The sequence below is a fragment of the Bacillus sp. J33 genome (assembly GCF_000518885.1).
GTDB lineage: Bacteria > Bacillota > Bacilli > Bacillales > Cytobacillaceae > Cytobacillus.
In genome coordinates this window covers 13103-35838 of the sequence record NZ_JAEL01000035.1, presented here as the reverse complement: position 1 = coordinate 35838, position 22736 = coordinate 13103, and the positions used below count along the sequence as shown (strand labels likewise).

22 protein-coding genes and 1 other annotated feature are annotated in these 22736 nt (G+C 39.7%); of the genes, 19 read left to right on the top strand and 3 right to left on the bottom strand.

Translation table 11 applies throughout. From position 1 onward, the window contains the following. Positions 1-63: 63 nt before the first annotated feature. Complete coding sequence (locus L634_RS0112475; protein WP_026582740.1) at positions 64-255, bottom strand: DUF2929 family protein; 192 nt, start codon at positions 253-255, stop codon at positions 64-66. Between the two features lie 244 nt (positions 256-499). Here L634_RS0112475 and L634_RS0112470 point away from each other — a divergent pair, with 244 nt between their 5' ends. The 5 genes from L634_RS0112470 (at position 500) to L634_RS34910 (ending at position 4434) form a co-directional block, all read left to right on the top strand. Continuing rightward, positions 500-1237, top strand: coding sequence for a serine aminopeptidase domain-containing protein (locus L634_RS0112470; RefSeq protein WP_026582739.1), 738 nt, complete (start codon positions 500-502; stop codon positions 1235-1237). 79 nt (positions 1238-1316) lie between these two features. Continuing rightward, positions 1317-2150 (top strand): hypothetical protein, encoded by an 834-nt coding sequence (locus tag L634_RS0112465; RefSeq protein WP_026582738.1) that lies wholly within the window; start codon positions 1317-1319, stop codon positions 2148-2150. 133 nt (positions 2151-2283) lie between these two features. Continuing rightward, complete coding sequence (locus L634_RS0112460; protein ID WP_026582737.1) at positions 2284-3246, top strand: BMP family ABC transporter substrate-binding protein; 963 nt, start codon at positions 2284-2286, stop codon at positions 3244-3246. Positions 3247-3278: 32 nt separating this feature from the next. Then, positions 3279-3473 (top strand): ComZ family protein, encoded by a 195-nt coding sequence (locus tag L634_RS0112455; RefSeq protein WP_026582736.1) that lies wholly within the window; start codon positions 3279-3281, stop codon positions 3471-3473. A gap of 697 nt (positions 3474-4170) precedes the next feature. After that, on the top strand, positions 4171-4434 hold the full coding sequence (locus L634_RS34910; RefSeq protein ID WP_084028893.1) for a nuclease-related domain-containing protein: 264 nt from the start codon (positions 4171-4173) through the stop codon (positions 4432-4434). A gap of 495 nt (positions 4435-4929) precedes the next feature. Here the strand turns inward: L634_RS34910 and L634_RS31075 are convergent, their stop codons facing one another. Continuing rightward, complete coding sequence (locus L634_RS31075) at positions 4930-5394, bottom strand: hypothetical protein (RefSeq protein WP_051428322.1); 465 nt, start codon at positions 5392-5394, stop codon at positions 4930-4932. Positions 5395-5622: 228 nt separating this feature from the next. Here L634_RS31075 and L634_RS0112440 point away from each other — a divergent pair, with 228 nt between their 5' ends. The 10 genes from L634_RS0112440 (at position 5623) to L634_RS0112395 (ending at position 15945) form a co-directional block, all read left to right on the top strand. Next, positions 5623-6555 (top strand): beta-ketoacyl-ACP synthase III, encoded by a 933-nt coding sequence (locus L634_RS0112440; RefSeq protein ID WP_026582735.1) that lies wholly within the window; start codon positions 5623-5625, stop codon positions 6553-6555. Positions 6556-6606: 51 nt separating this feature from the next. Then, positions 6607-7845 (top strand): beta-ketoacyl-ACP synthase II, encoded by a 1239-nt coding sequence (gene fabF, locus L634_RS0112435; RefSeq protein WP_026582734.1) that lies wholly within the window; start codon positions 6607-6609, stop codon positions 7843-7845. 262 nt (positions 7846-8107) lie between these two features. Then, positions 8108-8764 carry a DUF2268 domain-containing protein gene (locus L634_RS0112430; RefSeq protein ID WP_026582733.1) on the top strand — a complete coding sequence of 219 codons (657 nt, stop codon included), beginning with the start codon at positions 8108-8110 and terminating at the stop codon, positions 8762-8764. Between the two features lie 156 nt (positions 8765-8920). Continuing rightward, the gene (locus L634_RS0112425; protein WP_026582732.1) at positions 8921-9946 is read left to right on the top strand and encodes an ABC transporter ATP-binding protein; all 1026 of its coding nucleotides are present in this window, start codon (positions 8921-8923) and stop codon (positions 9944-9946) included. Further along, positions 9946-10962: an ABC transporter ATP-binding protein gene (locus L634_RS0112420; protein WP_051428321.1), complete on the top strand. Its 1017-nt coding sequence runs from the start codon at positions 9946-9948 to the stop codon at positions 10960-10962. Before L634_RS0112425 ends, L634_RS0112420 begins: the two co-directional genes overlap by 1 nt. A 34-nt stretch (positions 10963-10996) precedes the next feature. Further along, positions 10997-12733: an oligopeptide ABC transporter substrate-binding protein gene (opp4A, locus tag L634_RS0112415; RefSeq protein ID WP_026582730.1), complete on the top strand. Its 1737-nt coding sequence runs from the start codon at positions 10997-10999 to the stop codon at positions 12731-12733. Between the two features lie 94 nt (positions 12734-12827). Continuing rightward, complete coding sequence (opp4B, locus tag L634_RS0112410; RefSeq protein WP_026582729.1) at positions 12828-13793, top strand: oligopeptide ABC transporter permease; 966 nt, start codon at positions 12828-12830, stop codon at positions 13791-13793. Between the two features lie 12 nt (positions 13794-13805). Beyond that, positions 13806-14726 carry an oligopeptide ABC transporter permease gene (opp4C, locus tag L634_RS0112405; protein ID WP_026582728.1) on the top strand — a complete coding sequence of 307 codons (921 nt, stop codon included), beginning with the start codon at positions 13806-13808 and terminating at the stop codon, positions 14724-14726. Positions 14727-14955: 229 nt separating this feature from the next. Further along, entirely contained in the window at positions 14956-15108 is a 153-nt protein-coding gene (locus tag L634_RS0112400) for a hypothetical protein (RefSeq protein WP_442852698.1), read from the top strand. A 90-nt stretch (positions 15109-15198) separates the two neighbouring features. After that, entirely contained in the window at positions 15199-15945 is a 747-nt protein-coding gene (locus L634_RS0112395; RefSeq protein WP_026582726.1) for a YjbA family protein, read from the top strand. A 173-nt stretch (positions 15946-16118) separates the two neighbouring features. Here L634_RS0112395 and trpS read toward each other — a convergent pair whose 3' ends face one another. Continuing rightward, positions 16119-17108 carry a tryptophan--tRNA ligase gene (gene trpS, locus L634_RS0112390; protein ID WP_026582725.1) on the bottom strand — a complete coding sequence of 330 codons (990 nt, stop codon included), beginning with the start codon at positions 17106-17108 and terminating at the stop codon, positions 16119-16121. Between the two features lie 124 nt (positions 17109-17232). Continuing rightward, positions 17233-17450, bottom strand: a binding site (T-box leader). A gap of 615 nt (positions 17451-18065) precedes the next feature. On the opposite strand from trpS, the gene L634_RS0112385 reads away from it, so the two are divergent. From L634_RS0112385 to L634_RS0112370, 4 genes are all read left to right on the top strand, one after another. Next, on the top strand, positions 18066-19712 hold the full coding sequence (locus L634_RS0112385; protein WP_026582724.1) for a peptide ABC transporter substrate-binding protein: 1647 nt from the start codon (positions 18066-18068) through the stop codon (positions 19710-19712). 91 nt (positions 19713-19803) lie between these two features. Next, positions 19804-20739 (top strand): ABC transporter permease, encoded by a 936-nt coding sequence (locus L634_RS0112380; RefSeq protein WP_026582723.1) that lies wholly within the window; start codon positions 19804-19806, stop codon positions 20737-20739. After that, positions 20739-21656, top strand: coding sequence for an ABC transporter permease (locus tag L634_RS0112375; RefSeq protein ID WP_026582722.1), 918 nt, complete (start codon positions 20739-20741; stop codon positions 21654-21656). The genes L634_RS0112380 and L634_RS0112375 overlap by 1 nt, the downstream gene beginning before the upstream one ends. Positions 21657-21668: 12 nt before the next feature. Further along, a complete protein-coding gene (locus tag L634_RS0112370; protein WP_026582721.1) occupies positions 21669-22736 on the top strand; it encodes an ABC transporter ATP-binding protein in 1068 nt (355 codons plus the stop codon).

Sequence of the window (22736 nt, the reverse complement as noted above, 5' to 3'; positions counted from 1 at the left end):
CATCCTGACTATGTCAGGATGACTCTTTTAAGTCGGCATAAATACCTGCTGACAAAACGATGATTAATGAAGCCCTTCTTTCCCAGCAGGCCCCTCAGGAATAATGGATGCAACAACAAAAATTAAGAGAGTTGTTCCAACTGCCAGGATGGCACCGGTTACAAAATCATAATGCGCTCCCAGCATCGAAGATACCACGTACGTTAACATTTGAACAAGAAGGAAAGTCCAGAAAAATGTCCAAAAGAATCTCATCAATTTCACCTCTAACATATTTAAATCCCTTTTCATATTAGCATAAGCTGTTAAAGAAATAAATTGATTTTTGCAGCATGTTCATGCAGATTTTATTACAAGGATCCTTTTTTATACATGACCTTAAAAAATGGATAGCAAACCCATGCAGGATATTGAACTTGTCTGAAACTGGGCAATTCTCCCTTTCATTTTAATTTTACATACATACATTATTATGAACAAACTGAAAAGGAGTTTTACTATGAAAAGCCGGAACTTTCAATTGGATACCGAATGGTGTATGATTCACTATCCAGATAAACCAAGTGGTTTCGGTATTCTGATTATTGGGGATGATAGGCATTTTGTTGACAGTAACAGCAGTTTTTGGACTCAAAATGAAGGGAAAAGTACATTAATAAAAAAGCTTAGAGAGCAAGGATATACCATATTCTATTCCAACCTATACGGAAGGCACTGGGGCAGCGATAAAGCGGTGGATAACGCCAAATGTTTATATGAGCACATTGTCCGAACGGAAATTATAAATGAAAAGATCCACATTATTGCTGAAGGTATGGGATCTCTTGTGGCGCTTAAATTGATGCATGAGATGGGAGACATGATTCGTTCGGCAGTACTAATTAATCCAATTCTTTCATTAAAGCACCATTTAGAACAGGAAAAAGAGCATAAGTTTTTCTACAAAAAGCTATTAAAGGAAATTGCAAATTCGTATGAGGTCGAAACTGGAAAAATACAAGATCTACTGGACAAACATGAAAAAAACCTTACAGAAGGTCTTAAGGTGCCTGTCAGGATCATTCAGATTCTCTCTGGGGGAAGAGCCTACAAGCAATCAGACTATTTAAAGAAAAGATCAATGCAGTGGGAAAAAGAAAATACTCCCATCTCTGTTTTTTATATGCTTCCAGACAAAAAACAGCGGATATCTTTTCAAATGACGGGCTTCTTAAGAAAATATGAAAAGGAATTATAGATGCGGCCCTTTCTGCTCAGAAATAAATACAATCCCTAAAGCATAGGATACAGTGAGAATGCTTTGAGGAGGGGTGAAGATGGACAGGGCAATTATAATAGGAACATTTGAATTTATTGGATTCAGCCTGTGCAAGCATCTGCTTGATCAGGGCTGTGAGATAGATGGCATCCATATTATTAAAGGGGAGGAAGACCCATATTTAGCCGATAAGCGTTTGGAAATTGGACGCAATGCGAATTTTTCCGAAAAGGAATACACTGAATGGATGGCATCTAAAGAAGAAATATTGAAAGATACAGTGATCTTTATTGATATTTATGATTTTTATTTAAAGAATAAACTATCTGCAATAAGAGAGAATGAGATTATAGAGAACTATCTTATTCATAAAAAGAATGAGTTGGAGAAAGCAAATTCAAAGATCGTGTTTCTATTTCCGCTTCAGTGGCTAAAAGACATTAATCGGGCTCATAGCCGCTGTGAGAGGGCAATTGAGGTTTTAAAAGAAAAAAACATTGCAGTACATTCTTTTTACCTGCCTGCTATATATGGTCCCTGGCAGCCGAAGGAGTTTATTTTTCATCAGGCAATCCTGGATAAAAAAACAGCAGAGCTGAATAACAGGGAATGGGTTCATGATGCTATTTTTATAGATGACCTTATTTATTCCATTTTGGAGGAAAGTGAAAAGAATAAAGGAGGATCATATTTATTAAAAAGCAGCCTTTCCGGCCATTGGCAAAAATGTGCCGAATATCTATCGCTAGAATTTAGCAAAAGTCACAGTTATGATGACTTGGAAAAAGGTAAAATTATAGAGAAAACCGTGAGGGACTCCATTAGATACTCGGAGGGGCTGGAACAGCAAAGAAGGCACTTGCAGGCTCTAGCGAAAAGGAATGGAACGTGAAATTAGAAAAATATCTTTCCAATTAACCTAAAGACAAGGTAAAATTATATTAGTTTGGTAAAATAAACCGGGATCACCATCAGTATGAAGGTAAGGGGAAAGCTGCTTTTACAGAGAGGCGGAGAAAAAGGAGATGCATAAGACACTATTGAAATTCGGGATCCTTCTTTTGTGCCTTCTTTTATTGAGTTCCTGCGGACAAGCAATATCCACAGGAAAGCTTGAGAAAGCTGGACTGTTAGTGCCCGATACAATAAATGACCAGGTGTGGGGCACAAAAGGCTATAAAGGAATGTTAAAAATTCAATCCCAATATAATGTAGAGGTTTATTATAAAGAAGGCATGAACTCTGAAATGGTTGTGGAGAGGGCGGTCAAAGAATTTGACCAAAAAGGCGTTAATTTAATATTTGGCCATGGAAATGAATATGCAGAATACTTTAATAATATCTCTAAAACATATCCGCATATCCATTTTGTCAGCTTTAATGGTAACGCAGAAAATGACAATACCACAAGCTTAAATTTTGAAGCTTATGCAATGGGCTTTTTTGGCGGCATGGTCGCAGGACACATGACTAAAACAGAAACCGTAGGGGTACTTGCAGCCTTCGAATGGCAGCCTGAAATAGAAGGATTTACTGAAGGAGCCTACTACGCAACAAACAATAACGTTAATGTAGAAATTCAGTATGTCGGCAACTGGGATAACGACAAAAAAGCGATAAAGCTGCTTGACAAACTGATTTCGAAAAACGCAGATGTTGTCTATCCCGCCGGTGATGGGTATAATGTTCCTGTCATCGAAAAATTGAAAGAAAAAGGACTTTACGCGATCGGTTTTATATCTGATCAGTCCGACCTGGGCGAATCAGTCGTGCTGACGAGCACCGTTCAGCATGTTGATGTTTTGTACGAAATCGTGGCAGAGAAATTTAATAAAGGCGAACTGGAATCAGGGAACCTGAGCTTTGATTTCCAGGATGAGGTCATCTCAATGGGTAAATTCAGCCCTGATGTAGATGAAGAATTCAAAAAGGAACTAAACGCTGCCATAGAAAAGTACAAAAAAACAGGCAAACTGCCCAATGAATAACCAGTACAACGATACATAGGAGGTACAACCAGATGCAGCCAAATGACAAATCTATGGAATTCATGCAAATCGCCATGAAATACATGCCTGAAGCTAAACAGCAGCTGGACGAAGCAGGCATCGAACTCTCCATGGAAATGATCCAGCCATTCATGACCCTTTTTACTAAAGTCATGAATGAAGCCTATGAAATGGGAAAAGCTGACGCACTAAAAGAGAATGAATAGATTGAGGGAACCGGCCTGAGGGGCTGGTTTTTTTATTGGGTGGGAAATGTAATAAAAGAGGTGTATTTGAAATTAAAATGTCTGCGCGAAAAGGGAGGAGGTAATGCGTAAAAAGATAGAAGTTACTCAAAGGAAACAGCTGCGCACTAACAAGTAAAGTTCGCTCGAAAAGGGAGGAGGTGTACGCACAAAAGGTAAGAAGTCGCGTGTAAATAGCTAGAACCCGCGCACAAAGGAAACGGCTGCGCGCAAGCAAATAAAGTCCGCGCGAAAAAGGAGGAGGTGTGAGCATAAAAGGGAAGGAGCCGAACGTAAATAGACGGAACACGCGCAAAAGGAACCCCGTACTATATTAAATCATACCCGATACAGAAAACTTCAATTCAATAAAGGATAACTGGTCCTCTATACCGAATTTAAAACATGAAAAAATTCTTCCAGGAGGTCTGCTATGATTATGAAACCAATAACGAAACCAAAGAGAAATTCTGCAAAAAGAAGCTTTATTTCGACGGCTGCTGGATTACCGCCGGAAAAGGCTGGATATTGAAACCGACTAAAGGAATGGGGTTGCTGGATATAATGGAGAATAGCAGCTTGATTATTATATAGGTTTTCTAGCCAACAACGAATTTAGAATTTATAATGATCTTCGTCTTTCCCTTCAAAGTTATTTTCAAATTGACTCCTTACTTATATCTCTTTTTACGCAGCAATAATAGAAGTAAAAAATTACTCAGGTACTTTATATTTTGAGCCGATGTCTGACCAGGTCATTCAAAAACACGGACAGCAGGAAGAGGTTATTCCTAATCCAGTTTCACAGGTGTTGCGCCAGGTATCTCAATTTAAAGAATGGCTGCTAAAAGAAAGGTGTCCGGCTATACCAATTGAACATTTCGTTGTCATTTCGTATCCCGCTACCTATATAAAAACCGATAAGGAAAACAATTATACCTGAAAAGAGTAGTTCATTTCATACTGAAAAAATAGTTGATAGGCTTATGGATTCCAAATCTATATGTAACAAACAAATTTGGTGGCCAAACCACCTGCAAGCTCTAAAAAAGAGAATTTTGAGTGGAAATTCACCTTTAGAAGTTGAGATCCTTAGTTCTTATGGAATAAGCGAAAAAGATTTACTAAGAGGGGTTCAAAAGCCCATTCTGCAATTCATTTGCGGTTATAAGAAAAGGTGGAAAATGGGGCTATGTTAAATGTCACAAAACCTCAAGAACCAGTCATGTTCAAGCTATATTAGACTACCTTTTACTGGTCAGCACTCAAATAACGAACAAAGATTGTCGAGAATTCTAAACCTAGACTCCAGGCATACTGCATATAGGATTATAAAATCTATGACCATGCTGGCATGGGACCTGCAAAAACAAGGATTTATTTTAAGGCGGAAATAAAATAAAAAGATGAAGAGTCTCCTCTCCATCCATCTCTAGCTCTATTTTTTTAAAAACTGATCAATTAATGGTCGTGCTTTTTTCAATAGCGGTTTCAATTGGCTGGCAGATGTCATAAGTGTGTCAATATTGTTCATGAGTTCCTCATAATTAATGTTGTTAAGTATATTGTTGACTTTTCTGCTCAAACTATCATCATCTTCATGTCGGTCTCTGGTTCCCCCGCCGAAAAGCCACCCATCATGTTCTGGTGAATTTCTGTTTCTGCCTCCGCCAAATAGCCAATCATCATTTTCATCTGGCCTTCTGCTGCTTTTGCCTCCGAATATCAAGTCATCAGAGTTGTGGCTGCTGCTTTCATCTTCTTCGCCTTCAGCAGTTTTCTCTTCGGCCATCTCTTCTGTCGAATGCATTCTTCTTCTTGAATTTGGGCCAAACATAAATTGTGTGAATGGGTCCAGGCCTTGACCCTCTTCGTCCTTATTTTTATATTCTTCATCATGCATGAACCTGCTTCCTCCTTTCAGGTGCCTATATAACAGCATATGAAGAGGGCTATCGGAGGGTATGGACGTTTGTTAAGTAAATAGGAAACTGTGTTAAAAAGTATTGCGTTTTTATTGCTATTTTTGATAAAATTAGTACCAAGTCATAATAATTGATAATAAAATATAAAAAATAATGTTTATGAATCAAAGTGCCAATACGCAGAGATAGAAAGGGAGTGGGGCTCCATGAATGCAGGAATTATTGGGATTGGAAGATATCTGCCTGAAAAAGTGGTGACAAATGCCGACTTGGAGAAAATCGTGGATACTTCTGATGAATGGATCCGGACACGGACTGGAATTGAAGAAAGAAGAATTGCGGATGATAACATAGATACATCAGATATGGCCTATGAATCAGCAAAAAAGGCTATGGAGGATGCGGGAATTGCTCCTGAGGATCTGGATATGATCCTTGTTGCAACAGTTACCCCGGATCATCCTTTTCCTTCTGTTGCCTGCATGGTTCAGGAGCGCCTGGGAGCGGTGAAGGCAGCTGCAATGGATATCAGTGCTGCCTGCGCAGGCTTTATGTATGGGATCATAACAGCAAAGCAGTTTATTGAAACCGGAACATACAAACACATATTAGTAGTAGGTGTTGAAAAGTTATCCAAAGTTACAGATTGGAATGATCGCAATACAGCTGTTTTATTCGGTGATGGGGCAGGGGCTGCTGTAATCGGTCCAGTTTCGGAAGGCAGGGGCATCCTCTCGTTTGAATTAGGAGCGGATGGTACTGGAGCCAAGCATTTATACCAAGATGAATATATTATTATGAACGGACGGGAAGTATTCAAATTTGCGGTCCGCCAGATGGGAGAAAGCTGTATTAACGTTTTAGATAAAGCAGGGCTTTCAAAGGAAGATGTTGATTTTCTTATTCCGCATCAGGCAAATATCCGAATCATGGAAGCGTCAAGACAGAGACTGGAACTGCCTATTGAAAAAATGTCCAAAACAGTTGATAAATACGGAAACACCTCAGCATCTTCTATTCCAATTGCGTTGGTTGAAGAACTTGAGGCCGGCAAGATTAAAGATGATGATTTGCTGGTAATGGTTGGTTTTGGAGGAGGATTAACTTGGGGTGCGATCGCTATGCGCTGGGGACGATAAATAGTAAAAAATAAACCATTTGATGATAATATAAAAGGAGCTGCAATCAAAATGGAAAAAAGAAGAGTTGTCGTTACAGGCATTGGTGCTGTAACACCACTTGGAAATAATACAGAAACAACATGGAACAATATTAAAGCAGGGGTATCCGGAATTGGACCACTCACAAGATTAAATGCAGAAGAGTATCCCGCTAAAGTTGCGGCTGAGGTTAAAGATTTCAGCCCGGAAGAGTATATGGATAAAAAAGATGCCAGAAAAATGGACCGCTTTACGCACTATGCTGTTGCTTCTTCATTGATGGCAGTTAAAGATGCCAACCTTCAAATTACGGATGAAAATGCCCATCGCATCGGTGTTTGGATCGGTTCAGGCATCGGAGGCATGGAAACTTTCGAAAATCAGTATGAAACGTTTCTAAAACGCGGATATCGAAGAGTTAGCCCGTTTTTCGTACCAATGATGATCCCTGATATGGCAACCGGCCAGGTTTCCATTTATCTTGGAGCAAAAGGCTTTAATTCATGTACCGTAACGGCATGTGCAACAGGAACGAATTCAATTGGCGATGCCTTTAAGGTCATTCAGCGTGGTGATGCAGATGCCATGATTACAGGCGGAGCAGAAGCGCCAATCACAAAAATGTCTGTGGCTGGGTTCTGTGCCAATACCGCTCTTTCAACTAATCCAGATCCGAAAACTGCAAGCCGTCCATTTGATCAAAACCGTGACGGATTTGTTATCGGTGAAGGTGCAGGGATTGTTGTCCTTGAAGAACTTGAACATGCAATTGCCCGCGGCGCCAAAATTTATGCTGAGATTGTTGGATATGGAGCCACTGGGGATGCTTATCATATCACAGCTCCGGCACCAGGCGGAGAAGGCGGGGCAAGAGCCATGAAAATGGCAATCGAAGACGGCGGATTACAGCCGGAGGATATAGATTATATTAATGCTCATGGTACGAGCACGGATTATAATGACAAATTTGAAACTCTCGCAATTAAAGAAGTATTTGGTGAGCACGCATACAATTTGGCAGTGAGCTCTACAAAATCAATGACAGGCCACCTTCTTGGAGCAGCTGGCGGAATTGAAGCCATTTTTACAGTGCTGGCTATGAAGGAAGGCATATTGCCGCCAACAATTAATCTTGAAACGCCAGACCCTGAATGTGACCTTGATTATGTGCCTAACAAGTCAAGAGAAAGAGAAATAAAGGCTGCGATGAGCAATTCCTTAGGATTTGGCGGCCATAATGCTACAATTGTTTTTAAAAAATATGAGTAAATAAAAAAGCTGGCTCAAAAGGTCGTTGTATACGGCCGGAATGAGCCAGCTTTTTTGCATGCTCTCAATGAACGAAAATCTTCCCAAATACATAAAATTTTAAAAAGAATTCTAAAAAAAGGGGTGGCAAGATGGGGTAGTCAGAACAGATAAATGGCTTAGTGAAAGCTTAAATGACCCAATTAAAATATGTGAAAAACTTCTCGAGCCCTTTAATGAAAATAATCCTCGAAATATATATCAGTACTTATTCAATTTCGGAATGTATAGGCCTGACCGCAGCAGCAGGAACATCTTCAGGGAGCTGGAAGAAAAAAATGTCTGGCATCTGGCTGAAAAAATATACCATAAATATAAGGTTAAATGGAGAGGGCCGGAAATAGATATATATATATTTCCGGCTGCATCAGGAGGGCTATTTTCAAGAAACATTGGAAAATCCGGTGTTTCATTTAAAAAGATGTTATTTCTATTCCTGCCGCCTAATATAGACGAAAAGGAATTAGAGGCATTATTTGTTCATGAATACCATCATTCCTCCAGAATCAATAGGCAGAAGAAAAATCTCGAAGATTATACTTTACTGGACTCCATTATTTTGGAAGGTCTTGCCGAACATGCTGTTGAACTTCATTGCGGCAAGAAATACCGCGGAAAATGGTGCACCCTTTATTCAAGAGAAGAAATTGAACAATTTTGGAAAAAAATACTCAAAAATCATTTGAATGCAACAAAGGAGGAAAGGATTCACCAGAAGTTACTATATGGTGAAAAGCCTTATCCCCACTTACTTGGTTACGCAGCTGGCTATGAGATTATAAAAGTGTATAAGGAGATAAAAAGTTATTCTACAAAAACATCTTTTACTGCGCCATCCGAATATTTTGTTAATCAAACTATATTTAATCTGGATATATAAACGCTTTAAAGCCCTAAAGTTGGGCTTTTTTTCATTTATAAAAAAACGAATCTTGACAAATTTTAAAAAAATCTTGCAATTGTAACAAGTTTGTAATAATATTTTAGACAAATAGAATGAATTAACTGAATAATTCGAAAAGGTAAGAGGTGTCATATGAGCGCTAAATCCCATCTGCATAAAGACGCACCTTTGCTAGAGGTGAAAAATCTAGAGACGGCTTTTTCCATCGATGGTACATACTATAACGCGGTTGATAACGTTTCTTTCAGGGTTAAACCCAGGCAAATAGTTGGAATTGTCGGGGAGTCCGGCTGCGGTAAATCGGTAATGAGCCTTTCGGTAATGAAGCTCCTGCCAAAAGGAATAGGAAAAATCCGCAATGGAGAAATTATATTTGATGGTGTCCACCTGGAGAATATGACAGATTCAGAGATTAATAAGATCAGGGGAAAGGATATCGCAATGATATTCCAGGAGCCTATGACATCTTTAAATCCCGTTTTCTCTATCGGCTTTCAATTACAGGAAGTTTTATTTAACCATATGAAAATCTCAAAAAAGGAAGCTAGGCTTAAAAGTATCGCACTTTTAAAGAGTGTGGGGATTTCCAGGCCTGAAAAAATTGTTGATGAATATCCTCATCAGCTATCAGGCGGTATGAGGCAAAGAGTTATGATTGCAATTGCAATTGCATGCCAGCCAAAACTGCTGATAGCAGATGAACCGACAACAGCACTGGATGTAACGGTACAAGCCCAGATATTGGAGCTTCTGAAGGAAATCCAGGAAGTCAATGATATGTCTGTTATTCTGATTACCCATGACCTGGGTGTTGTTGCTGAGATGTGCGATGAAGTGATCGTCATGTATGCTGGGAAAATTGCAGAGCGTACAGATGTTGATTCCCTCTTCCATAATCCGAAACATCCGTATACTCAACTTCTGATGGGAGCTATCCCAAAAATGGATGAAGAGGTTGAAACATTAAGCACGATAAAAGGAATCGTGCCTTCCTTAAAAAATATGCCTAAAACTGGGTGCAAGTTTGCAGCACGCTGCCCAAAGGCAATGCCTGAATGCTTAACGGTTACACCTCAATTGGCAGTGAATGAAGAAGGACATGAGGTTGCCTGCCTTCTTTACGAAACAAGCCGACCGAAAACAGAGGTGAACGCATAATGAGTACCGAACTAAAAAATACTGCTGTCCTAAAAAAAGATAAAAGCAACAATGAAGTACTTCTTGAGGTAAAAAACCTTAAGACGTACTATCCAATTAAAGGCGGAATCCTAAGAAGGACAGTGGCAGTCGTTAAAGCGGTTGATGATGTATCCTTTGAAATTAGAAAAGGGGAAACATTGGGGCTAGTAGGCGAATCCGGCTGCGGAAAATCTACTGCAGGCAGAACAATCCTTAGACTGCTTGAACCGACAGACGGACAAATTATATTTGACGGCCAAGACATTACAAATGTCAGAGGTACTAGTCTAAGGAAAATCCGCCAGGACTTCCAAATGGTTTTCCAGGATCCATATGCATCATTAAATCCAATGATGATGGTAGGGCATTTGGTATCTGAGCCTATCAGAAACTACACCAATAAATCGGAAAAAGAACTTAAGCCGGAAGTAATAGATCTTCTTGGAAAAGTGGGGCTTCCTGAAGATGCTTATTATAAATATCCCCATGAGTTTTCCGGCGGACAAAGACAGCGTATCGGAATTGCAAGGGCATTGGCTTTAAGGCCAAAGCTGATTATCGCTGATGAACCTGTTTCAGCACTGGATGTATCTGTCCAGTCACAGGTTTTGAATCTATTAAAAGAGCTTCAGGATGAATTTGATCTAACTTTCTTATTTATTGCCCATGATTTAAGCGTTGTTAAACATATGAGCGACCGTATTGGCGTTATGTACTTGGGCGGTCTGGTGGAAGTGGCAGAGAAAGACAGCATTTATGCAGAGCCTCTTCATCCTTATACTCAAGCGCTTATATCTGCGATCCCTGAACCGAATCCGGGGAAAAAGAAAGAAAGGATTATTTTAGAGGGGGATGTTCCAAGCCCGATCGATCCTCCAAAAGGGTGTACATTCCATCCGCGCTGCGCGCATGCAATGCCTGAGTGCCAGAGTGTGAAACCGGTATTGAAGGAGGTGAAGCCTGGGCATAGAGTCGCTTGTCACTTATATAAATAAGGCTTTGTCAAAAATAATTTTCGGGGGGAAAACAATGAAGAAATCAGCATTTTGGCTTCTGTCCATTCTTCTGGTCATGTCTGTATTCCTGGCAGCGTGTTCTGGCGGCGGAGAGAAAGCTAACACTGAACCTAAAGACGATAGTGATGGAGACATAAAAACAGAAGCAACAGAAGGCGGGACAGTAACTTTCGGTTACACTCAGCCATTCAAAGGCGTTTTATCCTATGCCTATTATGAAGGGGAAGACGATTCAAATGCCCTTAAATTTATGCATGAAAGCATCTTTAAGACTAGTGAAGAACTTACTACAGTACCCAGTCTAGCTGATTGGGAAATGTCTGAAGATAATACGAAATTAACAATTAAGTTTAAAGAAGGTGTTAAATGGCATGATGGAGAAGAACTAACTGTAGAGGATTTAGAATATGCCTGGTACTTAATTGCAGATCCAACTTATGAAGGAGCTCGCTTTGCTAACGTTGCAATGATCAAAGGAGCCCAAGAGTATAAGGATGGAAAAGCGGATAAAATTGAAGGCATAAAAATAATTGATGATTATACAATCGAAGTAACAGTAACAGAACCAACAGTCAACTTAATTGATAATATTTGGTCTTATCCTGAACCAAAGCATTATTATGGTGATATTTCATCAAAAGAACTTCCGGATTCTGATCAAATCCGCAAAAATCCAATTGGTATAGGTCCATTTAAAGTTAAAAACATTGTACCTGGTGAAATGATTGAATTTGAACGTTTTGATGATTACTGGCAAGGAAAACCAAAATTAGATGGTGTTGTTTACAAAATCATTGATGGGTCTCTTGCGCAAGGTTTAGTACAAAATGGAGAAATCGATATTATTGAAGCTCCAAAAGACCAATGGGAAACTATAAAGGCTCTAGATAATGTGAATCCTCAAGAAGTTGATGCATTGTCATATAGCTATATCGCATTTGATTGGGGTCATTATGACACTAAAAAGGGTGTAGTTGTTTCTGATAATAAGAAATTCCAAAACAAAAACCTTCGCCATGCGATGGCACATGCTATTGACCGTCAAGCATTCATCGATGGTTTTGCAAACGGCCTAGGAAGGCCTTTAAACACTCCATTCCCATCCGTATCATGGGCAAAAATTGATGATTCAGAAATCAATCAATACGAGTATGACGTAGAAAAAGCTAAAAAATTACTTGACGAAGCAGGCTATGTTGACAAGGACGGCGACGGCTTCCGTGAAGATCCAGAAGGCAAGCCATTCACAATCAACTTTGATGCAATGGCTGGAGCTGAAACTTCAGAAGCACGTGCTCAATTCATTCTTCAATCTTGGCAGGAAATCGGTTTAAATGCAAAGCTTAACGGCGGTTCATTAAAAGACTTTAACCTTTTCTATGATACTATCGAAGCAGATGATCCATCTGTAGAAACGTTCATGGGTGCGTGGGGACTTGCTAATGATCCGGATCCAGCTGGCATCTGGCTGTCTACTGATAAATGGAATATGTGGAGATGGTACAGTGAAGAGTCTGACGCTCTTATTAAGAAAGGTGTAACATTCCCTGAAGATTCCAGCAAAGATGTTCAAGAGCACCGCCAGGAAATCTACAATGAATGGCAAAAGCTTGTTAATGAAGAATTGCCAATTATTTTCTTTGAACAGCGTATAGACGCTTGGGCTGTTAATAAACGGGTAGGTGGAGTTAAGTTATATGCAGACGGAGTAATGCCTGATGAGGTATATAACTGGCACCTTGTAGAGTAAAAAAATAATGAAAACAGCAGTAATGGGGGAATAATCCCCCATTACTGCCAGTTTAACCAACGAATAAACTTTTGTTTGGCAAGGGGAATGGAAAATGCTACAGTACACAATTCGACGGCTTATAGGTATGATTCCAATAATTTTCCTTATCTCAGTAGTCGTATTCACTTTGGCTAAGTTAATGCCTGGAGATGCACTATCTGGTAAAATTGACCCTTTAAACTCAGATCCGGAGTATATTGAAGAAATGCGTGAGAAAATGGGACTGAATGATCCTATCCCTGTGCAGTATGTCCGCTGGATGAGTGGAGTGGTCAAAGGAGATTTTGGAGATTCATTTATTCACAAGCGCCCGGTTATGGAATTAATCGGGGACCGTTTGCCGAATACAATTATTCTGGGATTAACAGCTCTTATAATTACTTATTTATTGGCTTTTTTAATGGGAAGATACTCTGGGCGTTTTGCCTATAGCTTTGGAGATTATTTAATATCGGCCTTTAACTATTTGGGTCTTGCAATTCCGAGTTTCGTTGCTGCATTGGTTGCTATTTATATTTTTGCTATCCATCTTGGCTGGGTACCAGCAAGCGGAAGTATCGGCAGCGGTGTGGAAGCGGGTACTCTAGAGTACTATCTAAGTAAAGCAAAACATACAATCCTGCCGGCTCTTGTATTAGGTACTATGGCTACCGCCGCCTATACACAATTTTTAAGAAATGATATGATCGAAAGCTCTCGCAAAGATTATGTTCGTACTGCAAGAGCTAAAGGAACGAAAGAATCTGCGATTTATAATAAGCACATTCTAAGAAATTCAATTATTCCTATTGTTACATTGCTTGGTTTTGATATTGCCAACCTATTTGGAGGGGCGATTATTACTGAAACCATTTTCACGTACCCGGGAATTGGATATTTATTTGTAGAGTCAGTTAATTCCCGCGACTATTCTGTGATGATGGCTATTACAATGATGCTGACTATTTTAACTTTAGTTGGAAATTTAATTGCTGATTTACTTTATGGTTTGGTAGATCCGCGTATTCGTTTAAGTTAGGTAGGTGAGAGTATGGATCCTTCAATTTCACAGCAAACATCGCCTGGTCTAGCAGAACCTGTTAAACCGCCGAAGAGTCAATCACCATGGGCTCTCGCCCGCCGCAAGTTTTTACGCAATAAAGTTGCTATGATCAGTTTAGTCTTTTTGCTGATTGTTTGTGCAATGTCCATCTTGGCTGAGCCGCTAACCATGCCGGTTGAAGAAACAGCTAAGATTAATTTAACTCAAATGAGCAAGGAACCTTCTGCAGAGCATTTTTTCGGAACAGATAAATCGGGAAGGGACGTATTTGCCCGCACGTTGCATGGGGGAAAAACTTCACTTTTACTTGCATTTTCAATTACAAGTGCTGTAATAGCATTAGGCACACTTGTTGGTGCTACTGCAGGATATTTTGGCGGCTGGGTTGATAATGCCTTAATGAGATTCACAGACTTTATGATGAACTTTCCATTCCTGCTGTTTGTTATCGTTTTAAAATCCATCTTTATAGAGTCAAGCACAGGAACCCTGATTTTTGTCATTAGTGTACTCAGCTGGACGGGAACTGCACGTCTCGTACGAAGCAAGGTTATGGCAGAGAAAGAAAATGAATACATTATGAGTGCAGTCTCAATCGGCTGTTCAGCTCCGAAAACAATTTTTAAACATTTGCTTCCAAACGTTATGTCAACAATCATTGTACAGGCAACAATTACCCTTGCTGCAATGATAGTAGCAGAAACAGCTCTCAGTTTTCTCGGATTTGGTGTACCAATGAATATCCCAACATGGGGTAATATGCTCCAGGAAGCGAGAAGTCCAGATGTATTAACTAGCAAATGGTGGATCTGGATTCCGCCGGCAGCTGTTTTAACTTTCACCATTCTATCCATCAACTTTATTGGTGAAGGACTAAAGGATGCTTTCAATCCTAAATCAAACAGATAATAAAAAAACGCCATGATTGGCGTTTTTTTGTTGTTTAAAGTGCCTTAGCGCAATAGCTTGTACATATCATACCTTTAGCTTTCATATATATGTAAAAAGTAAAGGTCAAGGAGTGAGTTCATGTCAGCATTTTTATTAAGTAGGGCTCACAGAACTGTGAAACAATATGCTTTTTAGGGTGTTTTGGCTGCTGACAGGGTTTGGCATAGCTGTCTCGGGAGGAGTCAGTGTGATTGCATATTTAAATCTGATTACAACTGGACATGCCTTTAAGGAGTACTTGATTTTTATTTCTAACAGGCTAGAATGCTATTTGCTTCCAATTGGGATTATAATCATTTGGTTCAGCATCTATTTTCCTTTTGTGAGAAGAGAAAGGTGAAAAATGGATTGGGGATGTAATTAAGGAATAAATTTACTGCAGGCTGCCCATACTGAGTGACAAATAGTTTGTTGAAGTGGGGGTTTAAAAATGTTATATCTTCATGATGTTTGGGTGAACTGGTTTGAAGGGGAAGAAAACGGTTATAATGTATGCCATTTTCATGAATGGAGAAAAGATGATGGAGTAGAGCTGCTTGATCAGGTACCATTATTAAAGATTGACCCGATCCTATTTAATTACATTGAGAACGATCTTTCGGAGCTGCCACAACAACTGTTAGATGATATTTATCAAAAGGCTTATTTACGGAAAAATCATGAAAGAATTCAATTGGAATATTGTTTTGTGGTGTCAGATGGGACAGGCATATTGGCGGTGGATACAATCGGCTATAATATTCCGATTAGAAAGAGCAGGCTCATCCCCCGTCAGGAACAGCTTGCTTATGAGATGTTAGAAAATCAAGAAACGAAAAGCTATTCATTCAATGACCAGACAGCGCTAAAAGAATTTCATATTCTTTCGCCTTCACCAGACCTTATGGCGGGGCTTACCAGAAAAGAAAGACAATTAAAGCAACTGCTCTTTATGGCTTTAGATCAGCTGCATTCCTCAAAAAATGATGCAGAAGTTCGGTACTGGTATACGGAATGGAGCCCGGAACGCTATTCACAAATCCAGTCAATGAATTTTGAAGAAGCATGGTATGAATTGTATGAGGAAAGCAAATATGGCTGGTCAAGCAAGCATGAGCAATTTTGTGAGAATTTAATTAAAGGCCAGCCATTTTTTGAAAAATTGTGGGAGATGGAGCATGGCCCTAAAGTGAATTAAGCAGGTATCTAAATAAAAAACAGCCAAAAGGGGCTGTTGGCAAACTAAAGAGTATCATTACCGGACACAACATCCAGTAAATGAAAAAGAAGATGAACACTACATTTAGTAGAGATTCATCTTCTTTTTTGTTCGAAGAGGGAATTTGTCAATAGCCCCAAAACAGCTGTTTTTTATTTTCTTTTTCGCCCAAGACCCATAGCGCTTTCCATTTTCCGAATCATTTTATTTGCGACTGTACGTGCTTTTTCAGCTCCATGATCAAGAACATCATCAAGTTCTTTCGATTCCATCAGTTCATAATATTTTTCCTGGATTGGCTTGATAGTATTAATCACAACTTCTGAAAGTCCAGCTTTAAAGTCGCCATAGCCTTTGCCTTCATATTCTTTTTCGATTTCTTCAACTGGTTTGCCGGAAAGGATGGAGTAGATAGAAAGCAGGTTGGAGACACCCGGTTTACTTTCTTTGTCATACTTTACGATTCCTTCGGAGTCAGTTACTGCACTCTTTATTTTCTTTTCAATCTGTTTTGGGTCATCTAATAATGAAATAAATGACTTTTTATTAGGGTCGGACTTGCTCATTTTCTTAAGCGGATCCTGCAGCGACATAACCCTTGCACCAACTTTAGCGATTCTAACATCAGGAATAGTGAAGATATCATTATATTTCTTATTAAATCTCTCCGCTAAATCCCGAGTCAGTTCCAGGTGCTGCTTTTGGTCTTCTCCCACAGGGACTAAATCGGTATTGTATAAAAGAATATCCGCTGCCATCAATGGCGGATAGGTAAGCAATCCGGCAGATACAGCTTCCTTTCCTTCAGATTTATCTTTAAATTGAGTCATACGCTCCAGCTCGCCGATATATGAAACACATTGCATCATCCAGCCGGCTTGCGCGTGTGCCGGAACCTCCGATTGTATGAATAGTGTAGATTTTTCAGGGTCGATGCCCACTGCCAGGTAGAGGGCAGCCAGGCTGCGGATGTTTTTTCTTAATTCGAGTCTGTCTTGGGGAACTGTTATGGCATGCTGGTCGACAATGCAAAAATAACAGTTATATTCATTTTGCAGTTCAACAAACTGCTTCATGGCGCCAATGTAATTTCCGAGGGTAATCGTCCCGCTCGGCTGAATACCTGAAAAGATGGTTTTCATGTTTTTCCTCCTTTGTTCGGATAAAAAAAGTGCGAAGACTGCAGGCTTCTGGATTTGTATTTATGCCAGGCATTTACATATTATGGGTAAAACAAACGCAAAAAAGACCATTCATCCCTAAAAAAATAGGGACGAATGGTCCGCGTTGCCACCCTAATTACTCATAATGAGTCACTCTGTCCTATGCATCTTATGCATAGATCCTCGATAACGAGAGGTTACGCCTGAAGAAAATCAGAAGGCTCAAAAGTCCATTCGATTTACCGGGTTTCCTGTTCTCACCATCCACAGGCTCTCTGCCAACCCTAAGTAAATGTACTACTCTTTTTTCATTGCCGATTTCTAATACATTTTATTGTTATTATATATTAAAATAAACGATTGAGATATAAAAATCAAGAAAATTACTGGGAAAAAAGCTGGATGCCAAAAAAATTCAACCTGAAAAAATGGTAAAAATAGGATTATTTTCCCTCTTTTAACTCGTAAAATAATGAATTGAAAAATTTTTTTAAAATCTAAAAAATCTTTATTTTACAAGACTTTTAGGCCAATAAAAAATTGCTAGATTGAAATAGTGCTGTCAAAAGCTACTTGCAATAAGTTTTTAAACTATTTATAATAAACGTAACAAACATATTCTTTACGATTTTGTAACATTTTAAAACAAAACTATAACACTCTGGGTAGAGAGAATATGGTACATAATGAGTAAGTTTATAGCTTACATATTGAAGATTTATTCTTTTGTCCTGAATTGTCAGAATAAAGGAATAATCTGTCTTTGAAAGAATATAAACTTACTTTTTTTGTTGCCTTCTAAATAGTCTGCAAATTTTTGCAAATCGAATTAACAGACTATTTAAGAAATATACCTGGGGCGTACAGTTGTGTTTTAAAATAGGAACGTCACGTAGAGGATATTGTTTGAGGAAATTATATAGGGGGTTAAAAACCGTGAACAAAAGATTATCGATCTTTTTTAGCATGCTGCTTGTCTTAAGCATGTTCCTTGCTGCGTGTAACGGCGGCGGAGACAATGCTGACGGCGGAGACAATGGCGGGGACGACGGTGGAAAGTCTGATGTACCGCAGGAATTAAGAGTTAATATTAATACTGAACCACCATCTTTAAACCCAGGATTAGCTGAGGATTCCACATCTGGAACTGTTCTTCGCCAGATTTTAGAAGGTCTGACTCGAATCGGTCCAGACGGTAAGCCTGAAAAGGCAATGGCAGAAGATATTCAAGTTTCTGAAGATGGAAAAACTTACACTTTTAAAATCCGCGATGCTCAATGGTCAAATGGAGACCCTGTAATCGCTAAAGACTTTGAATATGCTTGGAAATGGGCACTTGATCCTGCCAACAATTCAACTTATGCATACCAGCTTTACTACATTGAGGGTGCTGAAGCTGCTAACACTGGTAAAGGTTCACTTGATGATGTAGGCGTTAAAGCTATCGATGACAAAACGTTAGAAGTTAAATTAGTAAATCCTACTCCATATTTTGAAGAATTAACAGCTTTCTATACTTATCTACCGGTTAACAGCAAAATTGCTGAAGCTAACCCTGAATGGGCAACTGATGCTGGTGATAACTTTACAACTAACGGACCTTTCCATTTAGTTGAATGGTCTCACAGTGACAAGATTGTTCTTGAAAAGAGCGAAACATACTGGGATGCTGAAACAGTTAAGCTAGACAGCATTGAAATGATCATGATCAATGATCCAAACACAGAATTATCAATGTTTGACAATGGTGAACTAGATTGGGCTGGAGCTCCAACTGGTGCCCTTCCAACTGACGCTATGCAGGCTCTTAAAGATGAAGGCCGCTTAGTAACACAGCCGATTGCTGGTATCTACAACTATAAGTTCAACACAACTGTTGAGCCTTTCAACAACGTTAATATTCGTAAGGCATTTGCACATGCGATCAACCGTCAGGAGATTATTGACAACATCCTGCAGGGTGAACAGCTTCCTGCAATGGCGATTGTACCACCATCCATGTTTGAAGAAAACGAAAAAGGCTATTTCCCTGATAATGATGTAGAAAAAGCGAAGGAATATTTACAGAAAGGTTTAGAAGAGCTTGGATTGAAAGATGCTTCTGAGCTTCCAGCTGTAACACTTTCTTACAATACTTCTGAAGCACACCAAAAGATTGCTCAGGNAATCCAGGATATGTGGAAGCAAAACCTTGGCGTAGAAGTAACTCTTGATAACGCTGAGTGGAATGTATTCCTTGATAAAGTAAACCAAATGGATTACCAAGTTGCTCGTATGGGCTGGTTAGGTGACTTTAACGATGCAATCAACTTCCTTGAAATGTATCGTGATGCAGATGGCGGAAACAATAACACTGGCTGGGAAAGCAAAGAATTCCAGGATCTGCTTGCAAAATCTGCAACAGAAACAGATCCTGAAGCTCGCCAGCAATTATTAAAGGATGCAGAAGCAATCTTCATGGAAGATATGCCAGTTGCTCCAATCTATTTCTACACTAACAACTGGGTACAGGCTGAAAACTTAAAAGGTGTTGCAGTATCCGGTCTTGGTGACGTCCAATACAAGTGGGCATACTTTGAATAATAGCTAACTTGACGAAAGGTATATGGGATATAAAATCCCATATACCTTCGTTTCTGAATAAGGCATTGTAATAAATTGGAGGTATTTGACAATGGCGAAATATATTGGAAAACGCTTACTGTATATGCTTCTTTCATTATGGATGATAATTACAGCAACGTTTTTCTTCATGCGCATTGCACCCGGAAACCCATTTGCATCTGAGAAAAAACTTCCTCCCGAAATTGAAGCTAACCTGAATGCCCACTTCGGCCTGGACAAGCCATGGTATGCGCAATACTGGGAGTATTTAGTTAGAATTGTCAATTGGGATTTCGGCCCGTCATTTAAATATAAAAGCCAAACTGTTAACGATTTAATTAATGAAGGCTTCCCTGTTTCATTCTTGCTTGGGATGGAAGCCATTTTTATTGCCGTAGCTGCTGGAGTACTTTTAGGAATTATTGCTGCCTTAAAGCATAATAGATGGCCGGATTACACAGCGATGATTATTGCTGTTCTAGGTATCTCTGTACCTTCCTTTATTATGGCGTCTTTCCTGCAGTATTTCCTCGCTATTAAAATGGGTATCTTCCCGGTAGCACGTTGGGAATCTTTCATGCATAGTGTTCTTCCAGCTTTAGCACTTGCTTCGACACCGATGGCATTTATTGCGCGTTTAACACGTTCAAGCATGCTTGAGGTACTTGCAAATGATTACATTAAGACTGCTAAATCTAAAGGATTAAGCAGAGGAGTAATTACAGTTAAACATACGATCCGTAATGCGCTATTACCAGTTGTAACATATATGGGACCGTTGACTGCCGGTATTTTAACAGGAAGCTTTGTAATTGAGAGAATCTTTGGTATTCCTGGACTAGGTGCACACTTTGTAACAAGTATCAATAACCGTGACTATACGGTAATTATGGGTGTTACAGTTTTCTACAGTATTCTGTTGCTTGTATCTATTCTCCTTGTTGACATTGCATACGGAATCATCGACCCACGCATCAAACTTGCTGGCGGGAAGAAAGGAGAGTAATTATGCAGATTTCGAAAGATAAGTTTAAGCTAGTCGGAACACAGCTGCATGAAGCTGAAAAAATCTCTAAACCAAGTCTTTCATTTTGGAAAGACGTTTTTATCCGATTTCGAAAAAACAAGCTCGCTTTGTTTGGGTTAGTTCTTTTAGGTCTACTAATCTTCATGGCGATCTTTGGACCATATATGACTCCATATGATTATGCATCAAATGATCTAAGCAATAAAAACCAGCCTCCTTCTTCAGAACATTGGTTCGGTACTGATGATCTGGGGCGAGATGTTTTTGCACGTACATGGGAAGGTGCCAGAATTTCAATCTTTATTGGTGTTGCAGCAGCCGTAATTGATTTGATTATCGGTGTTTTATGGGGCGGTATCGCCGGATATAAGGGCGGACGCACAGACGAGTTTATGATGCGTTTTGCAGATATCTTATACGGAGTTCCATATCTTCTATTAGTTATCTTGTTAATGGTTGTGCTAGGTCAGGGACTTACAACAATGATCATAGCGATGTCAATAACAGGGTGGATCAATATGTCCCGTATTGTCCGCGGACAGGTACTATCCCTGAAAAACCAGGAGTATGTTCTGGCTGCCAAGACACTTGGAGCCAATACTAACCGGATTATGGGCAAACACTTAATTCCTAACTCAATGGGGCCAATTCTTGTTACCATGACATTAACTGTCCCTTCTGCTATATTTACTGAAGCATTCTTAAGCTTCTTGGGCCTTGGTTTGACTCCACCGCTTGCCAGCTGGGGAACAATGGCCAATGACGGCTTGCCGGCAATGCGTTATTATCCATGGCGCTTATTCTTCCCTGCTACGTTTATCTGCCTAACAATCTTTGCTTTTAACGTAGTCGGAGATGGATTGCGTGATGCCTTAGATCCAAGAATGCGGAAATAAAGGAGTGAGAATATGGAAAAATTATTAGAAGTCAAAAATTTAGAAGTCTCATTCCAAACATATGGAGGTACAGTAAAAGCAGTCCGCGGTGTCAGCTTTGACCTTCATAAGGGAGAGACGCTTGCCATCGTTGGTGAATCAGGATCAGGAAAAAGTGTTACTTCCCAGTCAATTATGAAGCTAATCCCTATGCCACCAGGCCAAATTTCCGGCGGCCAGATTTTATTGAATGGTGACGATATAGTACCTAAAACTGAAAAACAAATGGAAAAAATCCGCGGTAAAGAAATCAGTATGATCTTCCAGGATCCTATGACATCACTGAATCCAACGATGAAAGTTGGAAACCAGATCATAGAGGGTTTAATCAAACACCAAAATATGTCAAAGCAGGATGCCAAGAATAGAGCAATTGAACTGCTTCGTCTTGTTGGTATTCCGATGCCGGAAAAAAGGGTAAACCAATATCCGCATGAATTTTCTGGCGGTATGAGACAGCGTGCCATGATTGCAATTGCTCTTGCAGCTAATCCAAAGCTGTTAATTGCCGATGAGCCGACAACAGCTCTTGACGTTACGATTCAGGCGCAAATCTTGGAATTGATGAAAGATCTTCAAAGCAAAATGGACACATCAATTATCTTCATTACCCATGACCTTGGAGTTGTAGCAAATGTGGCGGATAGAGTAGCTGTTATGTACGCTGGCCAGATTGTTGAAATGGGTACAGTTGATGAGATTTTCTATGACCCGCGTCATCCATATACATGGGGGCTGCTAGCATCGATGCCAAGTCTGGAAAGTGATGAGTCAGCCGAATTGGCAGCCATTCCTGGAACTCCTCCGGACTTAACAAACCCACCAAAAGGAGACGCGTTTGCTGCTAGGAATAAGTATGCATTGGCGATTGACTTTGAGGAAGAACCGCCTATGTTCCAGGTTTCAGAAACTCACTTTGCCAAAACATGGCTTCTGCATCCGGATGCTCCTAAGGTTGAGCCTCCAGAAGCGGTAAAGAAACGCATGCGTCAATTATCCTCCACATTTGAAAAGCCAGTATTAGTGAAGGAGGGTAAATAA

Coding starts and splice junctions, on each gene's coding strand:
- L634_RS0112425 (WP_026582732.1), top strand. CDS start 8,921: ATGAGCGCTAAATCCCATCTGCATAAAGACGCACCTTTGCTAGAGGTG.
- L634_RS0112455 (WP_026582736.1), top strand. CDS start 3,279: ATGCAGCCAAATGACAAATCTATGGAATTCATGCAAATCGCCATGAAA.
- L634_RS0112395 (WP_026582726.1), top strand. CDS start 15,199: ATGTTATATCTTCATGATGTTTGGGTGAACTGGTTTGAAGGGGAAGAA.
- L634_RS0112370 (WP_026582721.1), top strand. CDS start 21,669: ATGGAAAAATTATTAGAAGTCAAAAATTTAGAAGTCTCATTCCAAACA.
- L634_RS0112470 (WP_026582739.1), top strand. CDS start 500: ATGAAAAGCCGGAACTTTCAATTGGATACCGAATGGTGTATGATTCAC.
- opp4C (WP_026582728.1), top strand. CDS start 13,806: ATGGATCCTTCAATTTCACAGCAAACATCGCCTGGTCTAGCAGAACCT.
- opp4B (WP_026582729.1), top strand. CDS start 12,828: ATGCTACAGTACACAATTCGACGGCTTATAGGTATGATTCCAATAATT.
- L634_RS0112430 (WP_026582733.1), top strand. CDS start 8,108: ATGTATAGGCCTGACCGCAGCAGCAGGAACATCTTCAGGGAGCTGGAA.
- fabF (WP_026582734.1), top strand. CDS start 6,607: ATGGAAAAAAGAAGAGTTGTCGTTACAGGCATTGGTGCTGTAACACCA.
- L634_RS0112465 (WP_026582738.1), top strand. CDS start 1,317: ATGGACAGGGCAATTATAATAGGAACATTTGAATTTATTGGATTCAGC.
- L634_RS0112380 (WP_026582723.1), top strand. CDS start 19,804: ATGGCGAAATATATTGGAAAACGCTTACTGTATATGCTTCTTTCATTA.
- L634_RS0112440 (WP_026582735.1), top strand. CDS start 5,623: ATGAATGCAGGAATTATTGGGATTGGAAGATATCTGCCTGAAAAAGTG.
- L634_RS0112460 (WP_026582737.1), top strand. CDS start 2,284: ATGCATAAGACACTATTGAAATTCGGGATCCTTCTTTTGTGCCTTCTT.
- opp4A (WP_026582730.1), top strand. CDS start 10,997: ATGAAGAAATCAGCATTTTGGCTTCTGTCCATTCTTCTGGTCATGTCT.
- L634_RS0112420 (WP_051428321.1), top strand. CDS start 9,946: ATGAGTACCGAACTAAAAAATACTGCTGTCCTAAAAAAAGATAAAAGC.
- trpS (WP_026582725.1), bottom strand. CDS start 17,108: ATGAAAACCATCTTTTCAGGTATTCAGCCGAGCGGGACGATTACCCTC.
- L634_RS31075 (WP_051428322.1), bottom strand. CDS start 5,394: ATGCATGATGAAGAATATAAAAATAAGGACGAAGAGGGTCAAGGCCTG.
- L634_RS0112475 (WP_026582740.1), bottom strand. CDS start 255: ATGAGATTCTTTTGGACATTTTTCTGGACTTTCCTTCTTGTTCAAATG.